The sequence below is a fragment of the Pectobacterium betavasculorum genome (genome assembly GCF_000749845.1).
Classification (GTDB): Bacteria; Pseudomonadota; Gammaproteobacteria; order Enterobacterales; family Enterobacteriaceae; genus Pectobacterium; species Pectobacterium betavasculorum.
In genome coordinates this window covers 1,488,277-1,508,686 of record NZ_JQHM01000001.1, presented here as the reverse complement: position 1 = coordinate 1,508,686, position 20,410 = coordinate 1,488,277, and the positions used below count along the sequence as shown (strand labels likewise).

Annotated in this window: 15 protein-coding genes and 1 other RNA gene; 9 read left to right on the top strand and 7 right to left on the bottom strand. The window is 51.2% G+C overall.

The window, feature by feature from the left end; genetic code table 11:
- Positions 1-34: 34 nt before the first annotated feature.
- From KP22_RS06865 to ppsR, 3 genes are all read right to left on the bottom strand, one after another.
- Complete coding sequence (locus KP22_RS06865; protein ID WP_039299002.1) at positions 35-1,846, bottom strand: glycoside hydrolase family 13 protein; 1,812 nt, start codon at positions 1,844-1,846, stop codon at positions 35-37.
- A gap of 363 nt (positions 1,847-2,209) precedes the next feature.
- Positions 2,210-3,262 (bottom strand): 3-deoxy-7-phosphoheptulonate synthase, encoded by a 1,053-nt coding sequence (locus KP22_RS06860; protein WP_039299005.1) that lies wholly within the window; start codon positions 3,260-3,262, stop codon positions 2,210-2,212.
- Positions 3,263-3,465: 203 nt separating this feature from the next.
- Positions 3,466-4,287 carry a posphoenolpyruvate synthetase regulatory kinase/phosphorylase PpsR gene (ppsR, locus tag KP22_RS06855; protein ID WP_039299007.1) on the bottom strand — a complete coding sequence of 274 codons (822 nt, stop codon included), beginning with the start codon at positions 4,285-4,287 and terminating at the stop codon, positions 3,466-3,468.
- Positions 4,288-4,587: 300 nt separating this feature from the next.
- On the opposite strand from ppsR, the gene ppsA reads away from it, so the two are divergent.
- Entirely contained in the window at positions 4,588-6,966 is a 2,379-nt protein-coding gene (gene ppsA / locus KP22_RS06850; RefSeq protein WP_039299011.1) for a phosphoenolpyruvate synthase, read from the top strand.
- Positions 6,967-7,138: 172 nt separating this feature from the next.
- Here the strand turns inward: ppsA and apbE are convergent, their stop codons facing one another.
- The 3 genes from apbE to ydiK form a co-directional block, all read right to left on the bottom strand.
- A complete protein-coding gene (apbE, locus tag KP22_RS06845) occupies positions 7,139-8,185 on the bottom strand; it encodes an FAD:protein FMN transferase ApbE (protein WP_039299016.1) in 1,047 nt (348 codons plus the stop codon).
- Between the two features lie 92 nt (positions 8,186-8,277).
- Positions 8,278-8,389: antisense sRNA RprA (gene rprA / locus KP22_RS21550), an RNA gene on the bottom strand.
- Positions 8,390-8,671: 282 nt separating this feature from the next.
- Positions 8,672-9,784, bottom strand: a complete 1,113-nt coding sequence (ydiK, locus tag KP22_RS06840) for an AI-2E family transporter YdiK (protein ID WP_039299019.1) — start codon at positions 9,782-9,784, stop codon at positions 8,672-8,674.
- Positions 9,785-10,191: 407 nt separating this feature from the next.
- Between ydiK and ydiJ the strand changes: the two genes are divergently transcribed.
- A complete protein-coding gene (gene ydiJ, locus KP22_RS06835) occupies positions 10,192-13,245 on the top strand; it encodes a D-2-hydroxyglutarate dehydrogenase YdiJ (RefSeq protein WP_039323200.1) in 3,054 nt (1,017 codons plus the stop codon).
- Positions 13,245-13,661, top strand: coding sequence for a hotdog fold thioesterase (locus KP22_RS06830; protein ID WP_039299021.1), 417 nt, complete (start codon positions 13,245-13,247; stop codon positions 13,659-13,661). The genes ydiJ and KP22_RS06830 overlap by 1 nt, the downstream gene beginning before the upstream one ends.
- A 69-nt stretch (positions 13,662-13,730) precedes the next feature.
- Here the strand turns inward: KP22_RS06830 and KP22_RS06825 are convergent, their stop codons facing one another.
- Positions 13,731-14,132, bottom strand: a complete 402-nt coding sequence (locus tag KP22_RS06825) for a hypothetical protein (protein WP_005970399.1) — start codon at positions 14,130-14,132, stop codon at positions 13,731-13,733.
- Positions 14,133-14,558: 426 nt separating this feature from the next.
- Between KP22_RS06825 and sufA the strand changes: the two genes are divergently transcribed.
- From sufA to sufE, 6 genes are all read left to right on the top strand, one after another.
- The gene (gene sufA, locus KP22_RS06820) at positions 14,559-14,930 is read left to right on the top strand and encodes a Fe-S cluster assembly scaffold SufA (RefSeq protein WP_039299022.1); all 372 of its coding nucleotides are present in this window, start codon (positions 14,559-14,561) and stop codon (positions 14,928-14,930) included.
- Between the two features lie 13 nt (positions 14,931-14,943).
- Positions 14,944-16,443: a Fe-S cluster assembly protein SufB gene (gene sufB / locus KP22_RS06815; RefSeq protein ID WP_039299023.1), complete on the top strand. Its 1,500-nt coding sequence runs from the start codon at positions 14,944-14,946 to the stop codon at positions 16,441-16,443.
- 97 nt (positions 16,444-16,540) lie between these two features.
- On the top strand, positions 16,541-17,287 hold the full coding sequence (sufC, locus tag KP22_RS06810; RefSeq protein ID WP_039299024.1) for a Fe-S cluster assembly ATPase SufC: 747 nt from the start codon (positions 16,541-16,543) through the stop codon (positions 17,285-17,287).
- On the top strand, positions 17,262-18,593 hold the full coding sequence (gene sufD / locus KP22_RS06805; protein ID WP_039299028.1) for a Fe-S cluster assembly protein SufD: 1,332 nt from the start codon (positions 17,262-17,264) through the stop codon (positions 18,591-18,593). The genes sufC and sufD overlap by 26 nt, the downstream gene beginning before the upstream one ends.
- Positions 18,593-19,816, top strand: a complete 1,224-nt coding sequence (gene sufS / locus KP22_RS06800) for a cysteine desulfurase SufS (protein ID WP_039323198.1) — start codon at positions 18,593-18,595, stop codon at positions 19,814-19,816. The genes sufD and sufS overlap by 1 nt, the downstream gene beginning before the upstream one ends.
- A gap of 33 nt (positions 19,817-19,849) precedes the next feature.
- Positions 19,850-20,266, top strand: coding sequence for a cysteine desulfuration protein SufE (gene sufE, locus KP22_RS06795; protein WP_039299034.1), 417 nt, complete (start codon positions 19,850-19,852; stop codon positions 20,264-20,266).
- The last annotated feature ends 144 nt before the right edge of the window (positions 20,267-20,410 follow it).

Here is a 20,410-nt window from a genome sequence, read left to right as displayed (position 1 = left end):
CCGCTCGCCGCAATGCGACGTGCGGGCGTACCGATTAGTTCAATTGATAAATACCAGATTGCCACGGTTGTAACTCAAGCGTCGTCGCGTTCGGTTTTACCTTATCTTTTTGCCCGCTTTCCAGTAAAGGCTGTTTGATGGAAAGCGTTTTCGGCAGAACGTAATGTACGGGTTTCTCTTTAAAGTTCACCACAACCAGATAACGTTGCTGGTTGAGTTCACGAGTATAAGCAAGTACCTCGTTATTATTCGGATCGAGATCCTGATAAGTTCCGTAGGTGAACGCTGGCGTGGCATGACGTAATGCGATCAGTTGACGATAGAAATGGAAGATGGAGTCTGGATTTTGCGTTTGTTCCTCTGCATTGATGTTCTTATAGTTGGGGTTAATACGGAACCAGGGAGTACCTGTAGTAAAGCCTGCCTGTGCCGTATTGCTCCATTGGAACGGTGTGCGACTGTTATCACGGCTGGTTTGTTTCACGTTTTCCAGGAAGACATCAGGTTTCACTTTTCCGGTTTCTACAAAGTCCTGCCAGAAGCCTTTAACTTCAATGTCATCGAATTCAGACAAGGACGTAAACGGGTAGTTGGTCATGCCCAATTCGTCCCCTTGATAGATAAACGGAGTTGCGCGCTGCGTTAATGCCAACGTCGCCAGCGCTTTAGCGGAACGGGTGCGCCACTCGGGGCGATCGTCACCGAAGTGTGATACCGCACGCGGGTTGTCATGGTTGCTCAGGAAGAAGGTATTCCAGCCATGTTGCCCGGCCATGTCGACCAGTCGATTGTTGATCTGACGGAACTGGGACAGCGTCCAGTCATTCCGTCGCCATCTTTCCTCTACGGCGCGATCGAGACGGATAAGATCGAATGAGAAGGCCATATCGAGTTCTTTACGGCGCTGATCGATAAACGGTGCTGCTTCCTCCAGCGGTACACCGAAAATTTCACCTGCGGAAACGACGTCATATTTTGCCAGCACTTTCTGGTGCATTTCCTGAATGTAACGATGTAGATTAGGGCCTTGCGTGTAGGTGTAGGCAAAGTTTTGCAGCTGCTCTGGCGTCAGGTCGGGGAAAGCGGGGTTCTTGGAAAAGGTTGCCACGGTATCCATACGCAGCCCGGAAACCCCTTTATCAATCCAGAAACGCAGCATGTCGTACACTTCTTCACGTACTTTGGGATTATCCCAATTCAGATCGGGTTGCTGTACGCCAAAATAATGCAGATAATATTGCTGTGTTGCGTTATCTTTCTGCCAGGCGGAGCCACCGAAGAAGGAAGGATAATTATTAGGCGGTGTGCCATCTTTGCCATCACGCCAAATATAATAGTCGCGATAAGGATTATCTTTTGATTTTTTACTTTCGATAAACCATTTGTGTTCATTACTGCTGTGATTAACGACAACATCTATCATTAATCGCATATCACGCTTTTTCATTTCTGCAATGAGGCGGTCAAAGTCATCCATTGTGCCATATTCTTTCATTATCTTGCGATAATCACGAATATCGTATCCGTTATCGGTATTCGGCGAATCATAATGGGGATTAATCCAGATAGCATTAATGCCAAGCGCTTTTAAATAATCGAGCTTTTCAGTCAGCCCTTTCAGATCGCCAATCCCGTCACCGTTACTGTCTTTAAATGAGCGGGGATAAACCTGATAGAACACGGCCTCTTTCCACCACACTGGATGCGCAGAAACGCCATCATTAACGGCTACTACCGCCTGAGTATCTTGCTGATTATGATCTGTTGCTGCGTAATTAACGGCTGAGAATGATAATCCTGCCGCTAGCATTGCGCTGAGCGTCATTCGAGTAGTCAGTATCGTCATAGTAATTAAACCACATATTTTAAATTATAATTTGGCTGAATGAGAACAGCCATGCCATATCACCAGTAGGCCGCTGTACAGAAATAAGAATAAGCCTTGTCGTGCATGGACAAATAAACATAAGTTATGAATCCTATTCTGGATTCTATTAATGACTTTACTCTATGGTTTTATATGGTCAACTTATAGTTTTCAGGGAAACACTACGCCCGAACATTGTTTTCCTGCGAAAAATAAGTCTGAAAACTAATATTGTCATATTATTCATCAACTGAAAGAGGGAGGAAAGATGAGTGCGTCGCGCTGCCATCGGAGGGAATGCATGCTCTATATCCCCTGTGGCGGTGAACCACAGGGGAGGGATCAAGCTTGGAATCGGCTATCGACAGCGTCTGACAGACGCGCCAATAGCGTTTCAGTATCGTGCCAGCTCAGGCAAGGATCGGTAATAGATTGCCCATATGTCAACGCCAGAGGATTGATTGCAGGCTGGCTCCCTTCGATTAAGAAACTTTCCGCCATGATGCCCGCAATGGCGCGTGAACCGGCGCGAATTTGCTGACAGACGTCATCGGCAACATCAAGCTGGCGACGATGTTGTTTCTGGCAGTTGGCATGGCTGAAATCGATCACCAGATGCTCGGGCAGAGAAAACTCGCTGAGATGAGCACAGGCGGCGACAATATCTTCCGAGTGGTAGTTCGGCTTTTTTCCGCCGCGCATAATAATATGGCCAAACGGGTTGCCTTGGGTTTTGTAGACTGACATGAAACCCCGCTTATCCGGCGAGAGGAACATATGCTGGGCGCGTGCGGCACGGATTGCATCGACGGCGATGCGCGTATTGCCATCTGTCCCATTTTTAAAGCCGACAGGGCAGGATAGTGCAGATGCCATCTCGCGGTGGATTTGGCTTTCCGTGGTTCTCGCGCCAATCGCCCCCCAGCTAATTAGGTCGGCGATATATTGGCCGGTGACCATATCGAGGAATTCCGTTGCGGTCGGCAATCCAAGCTGATTGACGTCCAGCAGCAGGCGACGCGCAATTTCCAGCCCTTCGTTCACCTGGAACGAGCCATTAAGCGCGGGATCGGAAATGAGTCCCTTCCAGCCGACGACGGTGCGCGGCTTTTCAAAATAAGTGCGCATGACAATTTCCAGCCTGTCCTGATACTGCGTGCGTAGCGCAGCCAGACGACGTGCATAGTCCAAAGCGCTGTCGGTGTCATGGATCGAACAGGGGCCAATCACAACGAGTAAACGGGGATCGTGGCCAGTGAGAATGGCTTCAATTTTCTTGCGTGAGGAGGTGACATTTTCGGCAACGTCAGGGGTAATCGGGAGTCTGGCAAGTAGCGTTTGGGGCGTAACCAGACTCTCGATGCGCGTGCTCCGCAGTTCATCTGTTTGTAGCATTTTTTGTCTCTGAATACGGTCAAGTCGAAAATCTGTGTTCACCGAAAAAGCATTGACCTGAACGTGTTTCAGACCCTGTTTTCAAGCGATATTTTCAACTAAAGGGTTGCTTCGCAGCGGCGAAATGCCGGGAAGTGATGGAGCACACAATAAACGAAATAGCGCACATTACAACCGCATCAAAACAAAAAAACCACCATGTACTAGTACATCCTTCGGCTCATGCCGAGAATGTCGATGATTTTGGCGGAGATTTCCTCAACAGAATAATTGGTGGTATTGAGATATTTAATTTGATGTTTGCGAAATAGCGCTTCGACTTCGCTGAGTTCCATACGGCACTGGCGCAGGGAAGCATAGCGACTATTGCCCCGGCGCTCTTCACGGATTGCTGCTAGCCGTTCGGCATCAATGGTTAGCCCGAATAGCTTATGCTGGAACGGTTTCAGTGCATCGGGCAGGCGCAGGTTGTCCATATCATCGGCAATGAAAGGGTAGTTGGCAGCACGAATACCAAATTGCATTGCCAGATACAGGCTGGTCGGTGTTTTACCGCAGCGTGACACGCCCAGCAGAATAACCTGAGCCTGATCGAGGTTGCGCAGCGAAATACCGTCATCATGTGCCAGCGTGTAATCAATGGCGGCGATACGGGCGTCGTATTTGCTCAGGTTATTGGCCGTCAAACCGTGAGTGCGGTTAGCAATCGGTGTTGGCGGGGTGTTCAATTCTTCCTGCAAGGGGGCAACTAGCGCCTGTACGATATCCTGACAAAATCCTTCGCTGCTGGTAATAATATTACGAACGGTCGGCGTGACAATGGAGTAAAACACCAGCGGGCGTACGCCAGTTTGCTGATACAGCGTATTGATTTGTTCACACACCGCTTTAGCACGGACTTCACTTTCAACGAAAGGTAAGGTATAGCTAACCGTGTTCACGGGGAATTGGGACAGCACTGCATGACCCAGCACTTCTGCCGTAATGGCCGTACCATCCGAGACATAAAACACGCTTCTTTCCACATAACCCCCTTGTGATATTTCCGACAGCTCGAACACGTCAACCTCGTCAAAAATTGCGTTTCAAGAATACTTTTATTAAAACAGCATTTCATTATCTTCATGATAAAGAATACTAATCCTCTACGATATTGGATTTTTACCGCGTTAAGCAATCGTTTGCCGTGAAATCAGTTTTTTTTCATAGGTTGATCGATTCACCTGTCCATGTTCATCAAAACGCTATGCTAACCTGATTGCGTTGAGGCGATTCTCAACCGAACTCTTTCATACCCTAATTGTATGCAGAAAGGATTATTTTCGATGTCCAATAACGGCCCTGATTTGCGTAATGTCCTTTGGTATAACCAGCTCGGTATGCACGATGTTGAAAGGGTGGGGGGCAAAAATGCCTCTTTGGGTGAAATGATCACCAACCTTTCAGATTTAGGCGTAGCCGTTCCCAACGGTTTTGCGACAACGGCGCAGGCGTTTAATGATTTTCTTAATCAAAGCGGGATTAACCAGCGTATTTATGAGCTGCTCGATCGCACCAATATTGACGATCTGAGCCAACTGGCCAGCGCCGGTGCGCAGATTCGCCAGTGGATTATTGATACGCCGTTCCAGCCAGAGCTGGAGCAAGCAATCAGTGATGCTTATCAGCAACTGGCTGATGGCGAAAAAGAGGCCTCGTTTGCCGTGCGTTCTTCCGCCACCGCGGAAGATATGCCAGATGCATCTTTTGCTGGCCAACAGGAAACCTTCCTGAATGTGCAAGGCATTGACGCAGTGATGGTCGCGGTGAAGCACGTCTTTGCATCGCTGTTTAACGATCGCGCTATCTCCTATCGCGTGCATCAGGGGTATGACCACCGTGGCGTGGCGCTGTCGGCAGGCGTACAGCGCATGGTGCGCTCCGATCTGGCTTCCGCGGGTGTGATGTTTACCATTGATACCGAATCCGGTTTTGATCAGGTCGTGTTCATTACGTCGGCTTACGGTTTAGGTGAAATGGTGGTGCAAGGGGCAGTGAACCCAGATGAGTTTTATGTTCACAAGCCGACCTTGCAGAACAACAAGCCTGCAATTGTGCGCCGTAACATGGGATCGAAAAAAATCCGTATGGTGTATGCCGCGAGTCAGGAACATGGCAAGCAGGTGCGGATTGAAGATGTACCGACAGAACAAACGACGCGTTTCAGCCTGACAGACGACGAAGTGCAGGCGCTGGCGCGTCAGGCTCTGCTGATTGAGAAACACTACGGCCGCCCGATGGACATCGAATGGGCGAAAGATGGTCACACCGGTAAACTCTATATCGTTCAGGCACGTCCTGAAACGGTACGTTCTAACGGACAGGTTATGGAGCGCTACCACCTGCCAGCCAGTGGGACGGTGCTGGTGGAAGGCCGTGCGATCGGTCACCGTATCGGTGCAGGCGAAGTGAAAGTGATTCAGGACATCAGCGAGATGCATTTGATCAACGCGGGCGATGTGCTGGTGACCGACATGACCGACCCAGACTGGGAACCGATCATGAAGAAAGCTGCCGCGATTGTTACCAATCGCGGCGGACGTACCTGCCACGCAGCGATTATCGCGCGTGAGCTGGGCATTCCGGCGGTTGTGGGCTGCGGCGATGCGACCGAACGTTTGCGCAAAGGGCAGAAAGTGACGGTCTCCTGTGCGGAAGGCGACACGGGCTATGTGTATCAGGATCTGCTGGACTTCTCCGTGAAGAGCTCACAGATTGATGAAATGCCTACGTTACCGCTGAAAATCATGATGAACGTCGGTAACCCTGACCGCGCGTTTGATTTTGCCTGCTTGCCAAACGATGGCGTCGGTCTGGCGCGTCTGGAATTCATCATCAACCGCATGATTGGCGTGCACCCGCGTGCGCTGCTGGAATTCGACCAACAAACTCCAGAACTGCAACGTGAAATCAAAACGCTGATGCAGGGCTTCGACGATCCGATCGAGTTTTATGTAGGTCGCCTGACGGAAGGGATTGCGACGCTGGCTGCGGCATTCGCGCCGAAGCGCGTCATTGTCCGTCTGTCCGATTTTAAATCGAACGAATACGCCAATCTGGTCGGTGGCGAGCGCTATGAGCCGGAAGAAGAAAACCCGATGCTAGGCTTCCGTGGCGCAGGTCGCTACGTATCACCAGACTTTAAAGCCTGTTTCGCGTTGGAATGTGAAGCGGTCAAACGCGTGCGCAACGTGATGGGTCTGAAGAACGTAGAAATCATGATCCCGTTTGTTCGTACCGTGGCGCAAGCGGAAGCGGTGATTGCTGAGTTGGCGAGTCAGGGTTTGCGCCGTGGCGAAGACGGTCTGAAAATCATCATGATGTGCGAGATTCCGTCCAACGCGTTGTTGGCTGATGAGTTCCTGCAACACTTTGATGGCTTCTCCATCGGTTCAAACGACATGACGCAGCTGGCGCTGGGTCTGGATCGCGACTCCGGCGTGGTATCGGCGCTGTTTGATGAACGCAACGATGCGGTGAAAGCGCTGCTATCGATGGCAATTAAAGCGGCGAAGAAACAGGGTAAATACGTCGGTATTTGCGGGCAGGGCCCATCAGACCACGAAGATTTCGCGATCTGGCTGATGGAGCAGGGCATCGATAGCCTGTCACTCAACCCGGATACCGTGGTGCAAACCTGGCTGAATTTGGCTGAGCAAAAGTAATTAGTACGGTGAGAGCTATGACGCTCGGTGATTGCCGGGCGTCATGGTAACCGACGATGTCAGATTTTAGGGGAAACACGGAGATGAGGTTCCCGCAGGGATGCCTCACTTCGTGGTCGCCCCGTGTATCTCGATCTCATCGCGATGGGGTTGCTGTTGGTTTTGGCGTTTCTTACGGTGCTGAAATCAGGAATGACTTAAACTGTTGCGTCATCACGGCACTAAAACCCTTATCCGTTTTGGTAATCAGGTAAACCGCCAATCCCTGCTGCTCCGCCAGCTTTAATGCTTTCTCCGTTCCCAGCACCATCAAACCCGTATCCCAACCATCCGCTTCCAGCGCGGTAGGCGCAATCACGGTGGCAGAAACCAACTGATGGGTAATCGGCCTACCCGTCTCGGGATCGATAACGTGAGAATAGCGCTTGCTGTCCTGTTCAAAATAATTTCGATAGCTGCCAGACGTGCTAATCGCGTAACCCTGCAAATTCACTGCCGCCTGCGCTGCGTTTTCTTGATCGGTGGGTTTCTGAATCGCTACGCGCCACGGCGTTCCTTCGGCGTTCACGCCACGGCTGGAAATCGCACCGCCAACGGAAACCAGATAGTTGGTGATTCCTTTACGCGCCATCAACTGTGCCAGAACGTCTGCGCCGTATCCTTCACCCAGCGTGGAGAGATCGACGTACAAATCCGGCAGATCTTTCTGAATCCATTCTCCTTTTTCGTCACCGATCAGTTTCAGGTGATGTAGCCCGACATTGTGCCGTGCTAAATCGATCTGCCGTTGGCTGGGAATCCGTGTCGGCTGTTTCTGCGGGCCGAATCCCCAGAGGTTAACCAACGGGCCGACTGTGATATCCATCGCGCCGTGAGTGGCTTTACCGATACGCAGCGCGGCCAGAATAATATCTGCCATGCCATTGCTAATAGGCTGTGGATCCGTTCCCCGATGCTGATTAAAGCGGGATAGGACGGAATCGTCGCGGTAGGTAGAAATATCGTTATTGGCTTGCTCCAGCAGAGCATCAATTTCCCGTTGCAACTGTGTTTTATCTTCAGTGACATTGCCGCTAATTTTTACGCTGTAAAACGTCCCCATGGTTTTGCCTTCGATGGTCAACAAGGGGCGCTGTGCTGTAGGTGTCGGGTTATCACAGGCTGTCAGAAGGCTGAATAAGCCACAGAGTAGTAATCTCTTCGCGGCGAGAGACGTCATGAGAAACTCCTGAAAAATCTGAACCGAAGGTGGGCAGACAGGAGAGTAGCAAAAAAGGAATCAGGCGTAATTGAATGAAAGAGAAATGAAAGGAAAAAAAATGCCCATCTCAGGGGATGGGCAAAGACTACACACAGCAATTCGTTACTAACTCTGACGAGGAGGAAACCTCATTGACAAACAGTAGGTTAATACTAGCTTCGATACTTATCCTATGGATTATGCCCTCCTTAGTCATTAAGAATCATCCTAATAGTTAATTATTTTTTAAGGGTTCTCTTATCAGAGTTTTTATATTGTCAATAATATTGATGCATTAGAGAAATGGTAATAAAAATTTTAGGACTAATCCCTGGCAATAGATGATTAATCATTAGTTATTTTTACCTATCGAGACAAAAAGAAAGAGTCATAAGAAGCGATGTTGAGAGAAGAAAATCCGTGAGCGGTGTACCGCTCACGGAAAGAAAAGAGGTGGACTTACCGCTATGAATTTTTATTGGGTGTCTTGGCCGCATTAACCGAGAGGATGCTCTGCGGCTCGGGGATTTCGCGCATCCAGGCAAACAGCAGACGATAGGAAACGGCGAGGACGACCGGGCCAATAAACAGCCCAATCATGCCAAACGCCAGCAATCCGCCAATCACGCCGGAAAGAATCAGTAACATAGGAAGATCGGCACCCATTCTAATTAGCATTGGACGAATCACGTTATCAATCGTTCCAACGACGCAACTCCAGACTAGCAGGATGGTGCCCCAGGTGTTATCGCCCGTCCAATACAGCCAGATAATGGCTGGAATAAGTACCAGGAGCGGCCCCAGTTGCGCCAGACAACACAGAAACATCAGAACGGTTAATAGTGTGGTGTAAGGAATCCCAGACAGCCCAAGACCGATTCCGCCTAACACTGATTGTACGATGGCCGTTACTACCACGCCCAGCGCGACGGCACGAATTGACTGTGCGGCCAGAATCACCGCAGTATCGCCGCGCTCCTGCCCAAGCCGGATGGCAAAATGTCGCACGGCTTTCGCAACGGCCTCACCTTTGTAATACAGCAGAGCACTGAAGATCAGCATTAGGGAGCTGTGCACCAGAAAGCGTCCGACATGTGCTGCCTGTGCCACCAGCCAGGTTGCTGTTTTACCAAAATAGGGTTGCACCTTGGCGAACAGACCGCTGCCGCCGCTTTGCAATAGCGCCTGCCAGCTGTTGAACAATTTCTCCCCGACTAAAGGAATTGACGATAGCCACTCGAGTGTCGGCGGCGAAAAGTTTTCCTGTCTGGCTCCCCAGTTCATTAGCGCCGAACTGTTCTCCACCACGCTGCTGACAAGAACGGCAATCGGCACAATAAATAGCAGAATAAGCAGAAGCGTCATCACGAGCACTGCCAGAGAACGTCGCCCCCACAAGAGTGCCTGAAATTTAATCAGCATCGGCCAGGTGGCAATAACCACCATACATGCCCAGGCGAATCCCAGAATAAAAGGCTGCACTACCCAAAAACAGGCAATAATCATGATGGTAATAAACACCAGACTGAACAGGATTCTGGCCAGGTCAAATCGTGGTGGTTGAGAATATTTGCTCAACGAATCGTTCCTCAATAGCAAAAGAAAAGGCGGAAGGTGGGGTAGCTTGGGTGAAGTGATCTCATCAGAAGTCATCATGAGATATTTCCGGGTGTTTTGACAGCCTATTGAACATTTTGTTGTTGAAACGACGCTTCGCCAACATGCTGTATGTTTTTGCCGATCCGGGAGCGCACACGATTGCGAAATGTGATAAAACGTGATGTCCCCGATGAAAGGACGGCTATAGCATAGCTGATCACTCAAGTCCCATTTTAGGGGAAACACGGGGATGAGGTTCCCGCAGGGAGACCTCGCCCCGTGTTTCTCGGTTCTTAACCGATCGACATTAGGCTATATACCACGCTTCATAGGCATTTCACGACATAATTGGCAAACACATCATGTATGGACAGGGTCAAAAAATAATGATCCCACAGATCACGCAATCTCCCGGGCTGGTTCAGCCGGTGCTTAATTTTCTGGAAGCATTGAAGAAAAATGGATTCACGGGCGATACGGCGACCAATTATGCCGATCGTCTGACGATGGCAACGGATAACAGTATCTATCAACTTCTGCCAGATGCGGTGGTTTTCCCCCGTTCAACTGCCGATGTCGCGATCCTCTCGCGGCTGGCGGGCGAGGCGCGTTTTTCAGAGTTGACCTTTACCCCACGCGGTGGCGGGACAGGTACGAATGGGCAGGCGCTGAATCGCGGCATTGTGGTCGATATGTCGCGTTATATGAACCGCATTCTGGAGATCAATCCTGAGCAGGGCTGGGTGCGCGTTGAGGCTGGCGTCATTAAAGATCAGCTTAACCAATATCTGAAGCCTTACGGCTATTTTTTCGCTCCCGAGCTATCGACCAGTAACCGGGCGACGTTGGGCGGCATGATCAATACTGATGCATCAGGACAAGGTTCACTGGTGTACGGTAAAACCTCAGACCATGTGCTGGGGCTGCGTGCGATCCTGCTGGGCGGCGAGATGCTGGATACGCAGGCGATGCCGACAGAACTGGCAGAGCAGTTAGCAGAAGAAGATTCTCCCGTTGGCCGCATTTATCACACGGTGCTGCACCGCTGTCGCGAGCAGCGCGCATTGATTATCGACAAATTCCCTAAGCTGAACCGCTTTCTGACGGGTTATGATCTGCGGCATGTGTTCAGCGACGATCTCCGTACCTTTGACCTGACGCGTATTCTGACCGGGGCCGAAGGCACGCTGGCATTTATCACTGAAGCGAAGCTCGATATCACGCCGTTGCCGAAGAGCCGTCGTCTGGTGAATATCAAGTACGACTCCTTCAATTCCGCGTTGCGCAATGCGCCGTTCATGGTTGAAGCGAAGGCGTTATCCGTCGAAACGGTGGATTCCAAAGTCCTAAATCTTGCCCGCGAAGATATCGTGTGGCATTCCGTCAGTGAACTGATTACTGATGTACCTAATCAGGAAATGCTTGGCCTGAATATCGTTGAATTCGCAGGTGACGATGAAGTGCTGATCAACGGGCAGGTTGAGTCGCTATGTCAGCGGCTGGACACGCTGCTGGTTACCGGAGAAGGCGGGGTGATTGGCTATCAAACCTGTAACGACCTTGCCGGAATCGAACGTATTTACGCCATGCGCAAAAAAGCCGTCGGGCTACTGGGTAATAGCAAAGGGCAGGCTAAGCCTATCCCGTTTGCGGAAGATACCTGCGTGCCTCCCCAGCATCTGGCCGATTATATCGAAGAGTTTCGTGCGCTGCTGGACAGTCACAATCTGAAGTATGGCATGTTCGGCCACGTGGATGCCGGGGTGCTGCACGTTCGTCCTGCGCTGGACATGTGCGATCCGCAACAGGAAATGCTGATGAAACAGCTTTCCGACCAGATTGTCGCATTGACGGCTAAATACGGCGGGCTGCTATGGGGCGAACACGGTAAAGGTTTCCGTGCTGAATACAGCCCCGAATTCTTTGGCCCGGAATTGTATGACGAGCTGCGTCGGATCAAGGCGGCGTTTGACCCTGATAACCGGCTTAATCCTGGGAAAATTTGTGCGCCGCTGGATGTCGATGCACCGATGATGAAAGTGGATGCAGTCAAGCGCGGCACGTTTGACCGCACGATCCCGCTGACGGTGCGTACCGCATTCCGTGGCGCAATGGAATGTAACGGTAACGGGTTGTGCTTCAACTTTGATGCGCGTAGCCCAATGTGCCCGTCAATGAAAATCAGCGGAAACCGTATTCACTCCCCGAAAGGTCGCGCGACGCTGGTACGTGAATGGTTGCGCCTGCTGGCGGAGCAGGGCGTCGATCCGGTTGCATTAGAGAACGCCTTACCGCAGCAAAAATTAAGCCTGCGCGCCTTTATCCAGAAAACCCGCAATAGCTGGCAGGCGAAGCAAGGCGATTACGACTTCTCGCATGAAGTCAAAGAGGCGATGTCAGGGTGTCTGGCGTGTAAAGCTTGTTCAACGCAGTGCCCGATCAAGATCGACGTGCCCGGTTTCCGTTCCCGCTTCCTACAGCTTTATCACACGCGCTACCTGCGTCCGGTTCGTGACTATCTGGTGGCCGGTGTCGAAAGCTATGCGCCGCTGATGGCACGTAGCCCGAAGACGTTTAACTTCTTCCTGAAAATGCCGTTGCTGAATAATCTGAGCCGCAGCCAGATTGGCATGGTTGATTTGCCCTTGCTGTCATCACCGTCGCTTCGTCAGCAGTTTGCCGGGCATAGCGGAGTCAACACCACGCTTGAACAGTTGGAACAACTGCCTGAGCAGGCGCGCCAACAGTACGTTCTCATTGTGCAGGATCCGTTTACTAGCTATTACGATGCGCAGGTGGTGGCGGATTTCGTTCATTTGATCGAAAAACTAAAGTTGAAACCGGTGCTATTGCCGTTTTCGCCGAACGGAAAAGCGCAGCACATTAAAGGCTTTTTACAACGCTTTGCCAAAACGGCGTCGAAGACGGCAGATTTCCTGAATCGCGTTGCCAAGCTAGGAATGCCGATGGTGGGCGTCGATCCGGCGCTGGTGCTGTGCTATCGCGACGAATACCGAGAAATTTTGGGGGAGAAACGTGGTGATTTTCAGGTACAGCTGGTGCATGAATGGCTGGTGAAGGCATTGGCAGATAGCACGCCTATGCCTGCCACCGGTGAGTCCTGGTATCTGCTCGGCCACTGCACCGAAACGACCGCGCTACCGATCAGCACTAAGCAGTGGGCTGATATCTTCTCGCGCTTTGGCGCAAAACTGGAGAACGTCAGCGTCGGGTGTTGCGGTATGGCGGGAACTTACGGTCATGAAACCAAAAACCTTGCCAACTCGCAGGGAATCTATGCGCTATCCTGGCAGCAGGTGTTACAGAAGTTGCCGCAGAAACGCTGTCTGACCACCGGCTATTCATGCCGTAGTCAGGTAAAACGCATGGAAGGCAGTGCATTACGCCATCCGCTACAGGCTCTACTGGAGATTCTCTGATGCAATGGAAACGACAGGTTACGCTTGAGCAGCTCAATCAACAGAGCCAGGCGTGTATGGTTGGTCATCTCGGGATTCGTTATACCTGCCTTGCGGAGGATTTTCTGGAAGCGGTGATGCCAGTGGATTCACGCACGCGTCAGCCGTTTGGCTTACTGCACGGTGGCGCTTCCGTCGTGCTGGCGGAATCGCTCGGCTCCGTCGCGGGCTATCTGTGCTCTGAGGGCGATCAGCAGGTGGTGGGGCTGGAAATCAATGCCAATCATCTGCGTGCTGTGCGTGAAGGTGAGGTTCGGGGAGTATGCCGTGCGCTTCACGTTGGTCGCCGTAGCCAGGTATGGCAGATTGAGATTTTTGATAATCAGAATCGCCTGTGCTGCATTTCACGTCTGACGACGTCGGTGATTACGCCGTAAGTATGAAACGCTGAACCAGACTGTTGGCGGGTCTGGTTCGATTTTTATTTAGGGTAGATCGATCGTTCTTTAGGGGAGAAAAGGCACGCGCTTAACGAAGTCCGTCTGAAACGCGGTGGCTTTATCCCATGAGCCTTGCATGCTTAACTGATGGCAAATCGACTTCAGCGTGTTACGCGCAAAGTAGTAGCTTTGCACTCGAAAGAGGTGGCAGCGCCCTTCATTATTGATCTCTTTAATCAACCGATTGTGCAACTTGACCAGTGCGTGCAGATAACTGTCGTCATCGCCATTTCTCAGACACAGTTCAACCATGTCCATGCAGGCGTTATGGAATCGACGTAAATGATCAATATTACTTCCCGGACGATTCAGGCGGGCTTCCGCCATATAGAAATCAACAGTGGCATCGCGAATCTGAAATTTATATTCGTCAATCTGGTGGTGCAGCCAGGCATTCACGGAAAGCATGGTTATCGATCCTGAATATGAAATGATAATCATTATCATATTAATAAAAAAGGCCGTGATCAATGGGCAAAACGTGCTTTAACGTGAAAAATACGATCGGAAATCATATAAATCTTCATATACCTTCCCTGTTTTATAAATAGGTATCACCGATAAATGTTATAATAATGATAACGAGATGATAATTTCCGCCTTCCCTAAAGGAACAGGGAAGAGGCTATTAATTCATTTTTTATCAATTGGTTAGTTGATTTATTGCCGCATTGTTTGGCGCTTCAGAGACGTGTAAAATGATGCTATTGGATCGCTAAAAAACCAAATGTTACGAATAGCCCTGCGAAACAAGAGGTTGAAGCTAGTTTCATAATCACTAACATTAGGGGAAACCAGCCTAAAACTGGTACCACACGCAATGAGGTATTCCATATGCAAGCGGAAAATGTAGGGACATTTTCACTGGATGAAAATGTCTGGCAGGGACTGACGCTGACAGATAGCGCCGTGAAGCAGATTAAGAATCTGATGACGCAGGATGAAGCCGTGCAAGGGCTGCGGCTTGGCGTTAAACAATCAGGCTGTGCCGGGTTTGGCTATGTGCTGGATCTGGTGCAGGAGTTTGAAACCGACGATCTGGTATTCGAACGTGATGGCGCAAAACTATATGTCCCACTGAAAGCGATGCCTTTCATTGACGGCACAGAACTTGATTTCGTCCGTGAAGGGCTGAATCAGATATTCAAGTTTAATAATCCCAGAGCGCAGCATGCTTGTGGATGTGGCGAAAGCTTTGGCATTTAAGTGATGAAAAATTATGGCACGTAGCACGGTAGATGTACCTGATGATGTCCAGATCTGGATGGGTGATGGACGCTATAAAGAAGGTTTCTTCACGCAGTTGGAAACCGATGAGCTGGCGCACGGCATCAACGAAGATGTCGTGCGGGCGATCTCGGCGAAGCGTAATGAACCTGAGTGGATGCTGGAATTCCGTCTTAACGCTTACAAAGCGTGGCTGGAGATGGAAGAGCCGCATTGGCTAAAAGCCCATTACGAGAAACTCGACTATCAGGACTATAGCTATTATTCCGCGCCTTCCTGCGGTAACTGTGACGACAGCTGTGGCTCTGAGCCCGGCGCCAAGCAGCAATCCGGGATTACGGACGTGAATAATTACCTGACCAGCGAAGTAGAAAATGCCTTTAATCAGCTGGGCGTTCCCGTCCGTGAAGGCCAGAAAGTCGCGGTCGATGCTATTTTCGACTCGGTATCTGTTGCGACCACGTATCGGCATGAGCTGGCTGAAAAAGGCATTATTTTCTGTTCATTCAGCGAGGCGATTCAGGAACATCCCGATCTGGTGCGTCAGTACCTCGGCACAGTCGTACCGGCGAACGACAATTTCTTTGCGGCGTTAAACTCGGCGGTCGCTTCTGACGGTACGTTTGTGTACATCCCGAAAGGCGTGCGCTGCCCGATGGAATTGTCGACGTATTTCCGCATCAACGCGGCGAAAACCGGTCAGTTCGAGCGTACGATCCTGATCGCCGATGATGACAGCTACGTCAGCTACATCGAAGGTTGCTCCGCACCTGTTCGTGACACCTATCAGCTGCATGCCGCGGTGGTGGAAGTCATCATCAACAAGAATGCCGAAGTGAAATACTCCACGGTGCAGAACTGGTTCTCCGGTAAAGATGACGCAGAAGGCGGCATTCTGAACTTCGTAACCAAGCGCGCGCTGTGTGCAGGCGAGCATTCAAAAATGTCCTGGACGCAGTCAGAAACTGGCTCAGCGATCACCTGGAAATACCCAAGCGTCATTCTGCGCGGTGACTACTCCGTGGGTGAGTTCTTCTCTGTTGCCTTGACCAACGGTCGCCAGCAGGCCGATACCGGCACCAAGATGATTCATATCGGTAAAAACACCCGTTCGACCATCATCTCTAAAGGGATTTCTGCCGGGCGCAGTGAGAACACCTACCGCGGTTTGGTGAAGATTATGCCGAGCGCGACCAACGCCCGTAACTTTACCCAATGTGACTCCATGTTAATCGGCAGCGAGTGCGGCGCGCACACTTTCCCGTACGTGGAAGTGCGTAACAATACTGCGCATTTGGAGCATGAAGCGACGACCTCGAAAATCGGTGATGATCAGTTGTTCTACTGCCTGCAACGCGGTATCAGCGAAGATGACGCCATCTCGATGATCGTGAACGGATTCTGTAAGGACGTTTTCTCTGAATTGCCGTTGGAATTCGCGGTAGAAGCACAAAAGTTACTGGCGATTAGCCTGGAACACAGCGTGGGTTAATTCGGCGGTTACCGGGATTTTCACAGACGAATAATGAGAATCATCGGTCCCGGAATTCATTAAGCGCTCGCCACATTGAGCGTTGGAAGGAATAAGCATGTTAAGCATCGAAAATTTAAAAGTTAGCGTAGAAGGCAAAGCGATCATCCAAGGGCTTAATCTCACCATTAAGCCGGGTGAAGTTCACGCGATCATGGGCCCGAATGGCTCAGGAAAAAGTACGCTCTCCGCGACGCTGGCTGGACGTGAAGAATATGAAGTGACCGATGGTTCGGTGAACTTCAAAGGGAAAGACTTGCTGGAACTGTCTCCAGAAGATCGCGCGGGTGAAGGCGTCTTTATGGCGTTTCAGTATCCGGTAGAGATCCCTGGCGTGAGCAACCAGTTCTTCCTGCAAACCTCTGTTAACGCAGTACGTAAATACCGCGAGCAGGAACCGCTGGATCGCTTTGACTTCGCCGACTTTATCGAAGAAAAGATCAAACTGCTGAATATGCCGGAAGATTTGTTGACCCGCTCGGTCAACGTAGGCTTCTCCGGCGGCGAGAAGAAGCGTAACGACATTCTGCAAATGGCGGCGTTAGAGCCGGATCTGTGCATTCTGGATGAGACTGACTCTGGTTTGGACATTGACGCACTGAAAATCGTTTCTAACGGCGTGAACTCCCTGCGCGACGGCAAACGTTCGTTCATCATTGTCACGCACTACCAGCGTATTCTTGATTACATCAAACCGGATCACGTACACGTTCTGTATCAAGGGCGCATTGTGAAATCCGGTGATTTCTCGCTGGTTAAACAGTTGGAGGAGCAAGGCTATGGCTGGCTTACCGACGAGCAATAATGTGACGAGTAAAACCGGCATCGCACAGAAACAAGAGCAGGCGCTGCAACAATGGCATAGCCTGTTTGAACGCGATGCGTCGCGTCGTTCTGAAGATGCAAACCAACACTGGCAGGACGTTATTCGTCTTGGCTTACCGCATCGTAAGCATGAACACTGGAAATACACGCCACTGGATGGCTTGCTGAGCAACGAATTTGTCGCACCTCAGGCACTGTCTATCGATCGTGCTGCTGTGGACGCACTGGCATTGGCGGTGGATAGCTGGCGTCTGGTGTTTGTCGATGGTGTGTTCAACGCAGAACTGAGCGACAGCGCCTGGGGTCCGTATCAGGTGGACGTACAGGCGTCGCGTGCGCGTGGCGTGCTGCCTGCGGCGATCCAGTCCGACGTGTTCCTGCATCTGACCGAAAGTCTGGCTAGCACAAGTACCTTGATTCGTCTGGCTGCCGGGCAGCAAGCGGAAAAACCGCTTTATCTGTTGCACGTCAGCAGCAGTCAGGCTGCGGCGTTGAACACGGTTCACCATCGTCATCATCTGAACGTTGAGCGTGGCGCGAGTGCGGAGATTATCGAGCACTACATCAGTCTGGATGAGCATGCTCATTTTACCGGTGCACGCCTGACGGTGAACGCAGCGGAAAACAGCCAGATTAGCCACTATAAACTGGCGTTTGAAGCGGCGGCGAGCTACCACTTCGCGCATAACGATCTGGTTCTGGCACGCGATGCTCGGGTTCGCAGCCACAGTTTCCTGTTGGGAGCTGGGCTAACACGTCACCACACCAGTGCTCAGTTGAACGGCGAAGGGACGAACCTGTCCATGAACAGCCTGATTCTGCCTGTTGGCAGCGAAGTGTGTGATACGCGAACGTATCTGGAACACAATCAGGGCAACGGCGAAAGTCGTCAACTGCATAAAGTCATTGTCAACGATCGCGCCAGAGCAGTGTTTAACGGCATGATCAAGGTTGCGCCGCATGCGCTGAAAACTGACGGACAGATGACCAATAACAACCTGCTGCTGGGTCGATTGGCTGAGGTAGATACCAAGCCGCAGTTGGAAATCTACGCGGATGACGTGAAATGTAGCCACGGTGCCACCATCGGTCGTATGGACGAAGAACAGCTGTTCTATCTGCGTTCCCGCGGTATTACGCAACAGGATGCGCAACAGATGATCATCTTCGCCTTCGCTGCGGAAGTCACAGAAGCGATTGAAAACGAGTCTCTGCGAGATGTGGTTCTGGAACGTATTGCGCAGCGTTTGCCCAACGCGCTGGCGAATGTCGGCAAGGCGGTATGATGAGTTATCCTATTGAGCGAGTTCGTGCCGATTTCCCGTTGCTGGCAAGCGAGGTTAACGGCCAGCCGTTAGCCTATCTTGATAGCGCCGCGAGTGCGCAAAAGCCTCATTCTGTTATCGATCGCGAAGCTGAATTCTATCGCCATGAATACGCCGCTGTGCATCGCGGCATTCATACGCTCAGCGCGCAGGCGACCAGCGCGATGGAAGCGGTACGCGAGCAGGTGGCTTCTTTTATTAATGCCGCCTCAGCGGAAGAGATTGTCTTTGTACGCGGGACGACGGAGGCCATCAATCTGGTGGCTAACAGCTATGGTCGCACCTTTATCCAGCCGGGCGATAACCTGATCATTACCGAGATGGAGCACCACGCGAATATTGTTCCCTGGCAGATGCTGGCGGAAGCGCGTGGCGTTGAAGTTCGCGTATTGCCGCTGGCTGAAGATGGTTCGCTGGATGTGGCACAGCTTCCCGCGTTGTTGGATGAACGCACTCGTCTGCTGGCGGTGACGCAGATATCCAACGTATTGGGCACGCTGAACCCCGTGAAAGCGATGATTGCGCAGGCAAAAGCGGCGGGCGCTGTTGTGTTGATCGATGGCGCACAGTCGATTATGCATCAGCCTGTTGATGTGCAGGATCTGGATTGTGATTTCTTTGTCTTTTCAGGACATAAGATCTACGGCCCTTCAGGCATTGGTGTGCTGTATGGCAAACGTGACCTGCTTCAAGCCATGCCACCGTGGGAAGGTGGTGGGGCGATGATTCGTCAGGTCAGCCTGCGTATAGGCACCACCTATGCGGATTCACCGTGGCGCTTTGAAGCCGGATCGCCTAACACGGGCGGTATCATGGGCTTAGGTGCTGCACTGGATTATGTGACGGCACTGGGGCGTGAAAATATTCAGCGTTATGAATCCTCGCTCATGCAGTATGCGCTGGAAGCGTTAACGCAGGTGCCCGATCTGACCTTGTACGGTCCTGCCGAACGGCACGGCGTTATTGCGTTTAACCTTGGGCAGCACCATGCCTATGATGTTGGAAGTTTCCTCGATCGGTACGGTATTGCGATTCGCACCGGCCACCATTGCGCGATGCCGCTGATGGAACACTATGGTGTTCCCAGTATGTGCCGCGCCTCGCTGGCCGTTTATACTACGTGCGAAGAAATTGACCGGCTGGTTGCCGGATTGCAACGTATCCATCGATTGCTGGGCAGTTAAGCGCCGCGCGCGAACCTGTTCGGGGAGGAAACCATGGCGAGTCTGCCAGAACCGCAGAAGCTGGCGCGCAATTTTGCACGCTGTAATGACTGGGAAGAAAAATATCTGTATGTCATCGAGTTAGGGGAGCGTCTTGATCCACTGCCCGATGAGTGGCGTAATCCCGATAACCTGATTGCGGGGTGCCAGAGTCAGGTGTGGATTGTGACACAACCTGATGAGCAGGGCGTCATCACTCTGCACGGCGACAGCGATGCTGCCATTGTGAAAGGCCTGATCGCGGTAGTTTTCAGCCTGTATCAGGGGCTGACAGCGCAGGAGATTGTTGAGCTGGATGTGCGGCCGTTCTTTGAATCGCTGGCGTTGAACCAACACTTGACGCCATCCCGATCTCAGGGGCTTGAGGCTATGTTACGTGCCATTCGTGCCCATGCCGCTGCACTGCTTTAATTATCTTCTCTGTTTTCTCTGCTTTTACTGAGTATAGAAAAAAGCGCTGTGACGGAAAAAACGTTCAGCGCTTTTTGTTTTTTATTGACTGATCTTCACCAGCGATACGTTATTGTTTCTCGATCAATTTATTAACTCGCTGAT

Excerpts from the sequence above, each read along its gene's own strand:
- sufE (WP_039299034.1), top strand. The coding sequence starts at position 19,850 with ATGGCGAGTCTGCCAGAACCGCAGAAGCTGGCGCGCAATTTTGCACGC.
- sufA (WP_039299022.1), top strand. The coding sequence starts at position 14,559 with ATGCAAGCGGAAAATGTAGGGACATTTTCACTGGATGAAAATGTCTGG.
- ppsA (WP_039299011.1), top strand. The coding sequence starts at position 4,588 with ATGTCCAATAACGGCCCTGATTTGCGTAATGTCCTTTGGTATAACCAG.
- ydiJ (WP_039323200.1), top strand. The coding sequence starts at position 10,192 with ATGATCCCACAGATCACGCAATCTCCCGGGCTGGTTCAGCCGGTGCTT.
- KP22_RS06830 (WP_039299021.1), top strand. The coding sequence starts at position 13,245 with ATGCAATGGAAACGACAGGTTACGCTTGAGCAGCTCAATCAACAGAGC.
- sufB (WP_039299023.1), top strand. The coding sequence starts at position 14,944 with ATGGCACGTAGCACGGTAGATGTACCTGATGATGTCCAGATCTGGATG.
- sufD (WP_039299028.1), top strand. The coding sequence starts at position 17,262 with ATGGCTGGCTTACCGACGAGCAATAATGTGACGAGTAAAACCGGCATC.
- KP22_RS06865 (WP_039299002.1), bottom strand. The coding sequence starts at position 1,846 with ATGACGATACTGACTACTCGAATGACGCTCAGCGCAATGCTAGCGGCA.
- apbE (WP_039299016.1), bottom strand. The coding sequence starts at position 8,185 with ATGACGTCTCTCGCCGCGAAGAGATTACTACTCTGTGGCTTATTCAGC.
- KP22_RS06825 (WP_005970399.1), bottom strand. The coding sequence starts at position 14,132 with ATGCTTTCCGTGAATGCCTGGCTGCACCACCAGATTGACGAATATAAA.
- KP22_RS06860 (WP_039299005.1), bottom strand. The coding sequence starts at position 3,262 with ATGCTACAAACAGATGAACTGCGGAGCACGCGCATCGAGAGTCTGGTT.
- sufS (WP_039323198.1), top strand. The coding sequence starts at position 18,593 with ATGAGTTATCCTATTGAGCGAGTTCGTGCCGATTTCCCGTTGCTGGCA.
- sufC (WP_039299024.1), top strand. The coding sequence starts at position 16,541 with ATGTTAAGCATCGAAAATTTAAAAGTTAGCGTAGAAGGCAAAGCGATC.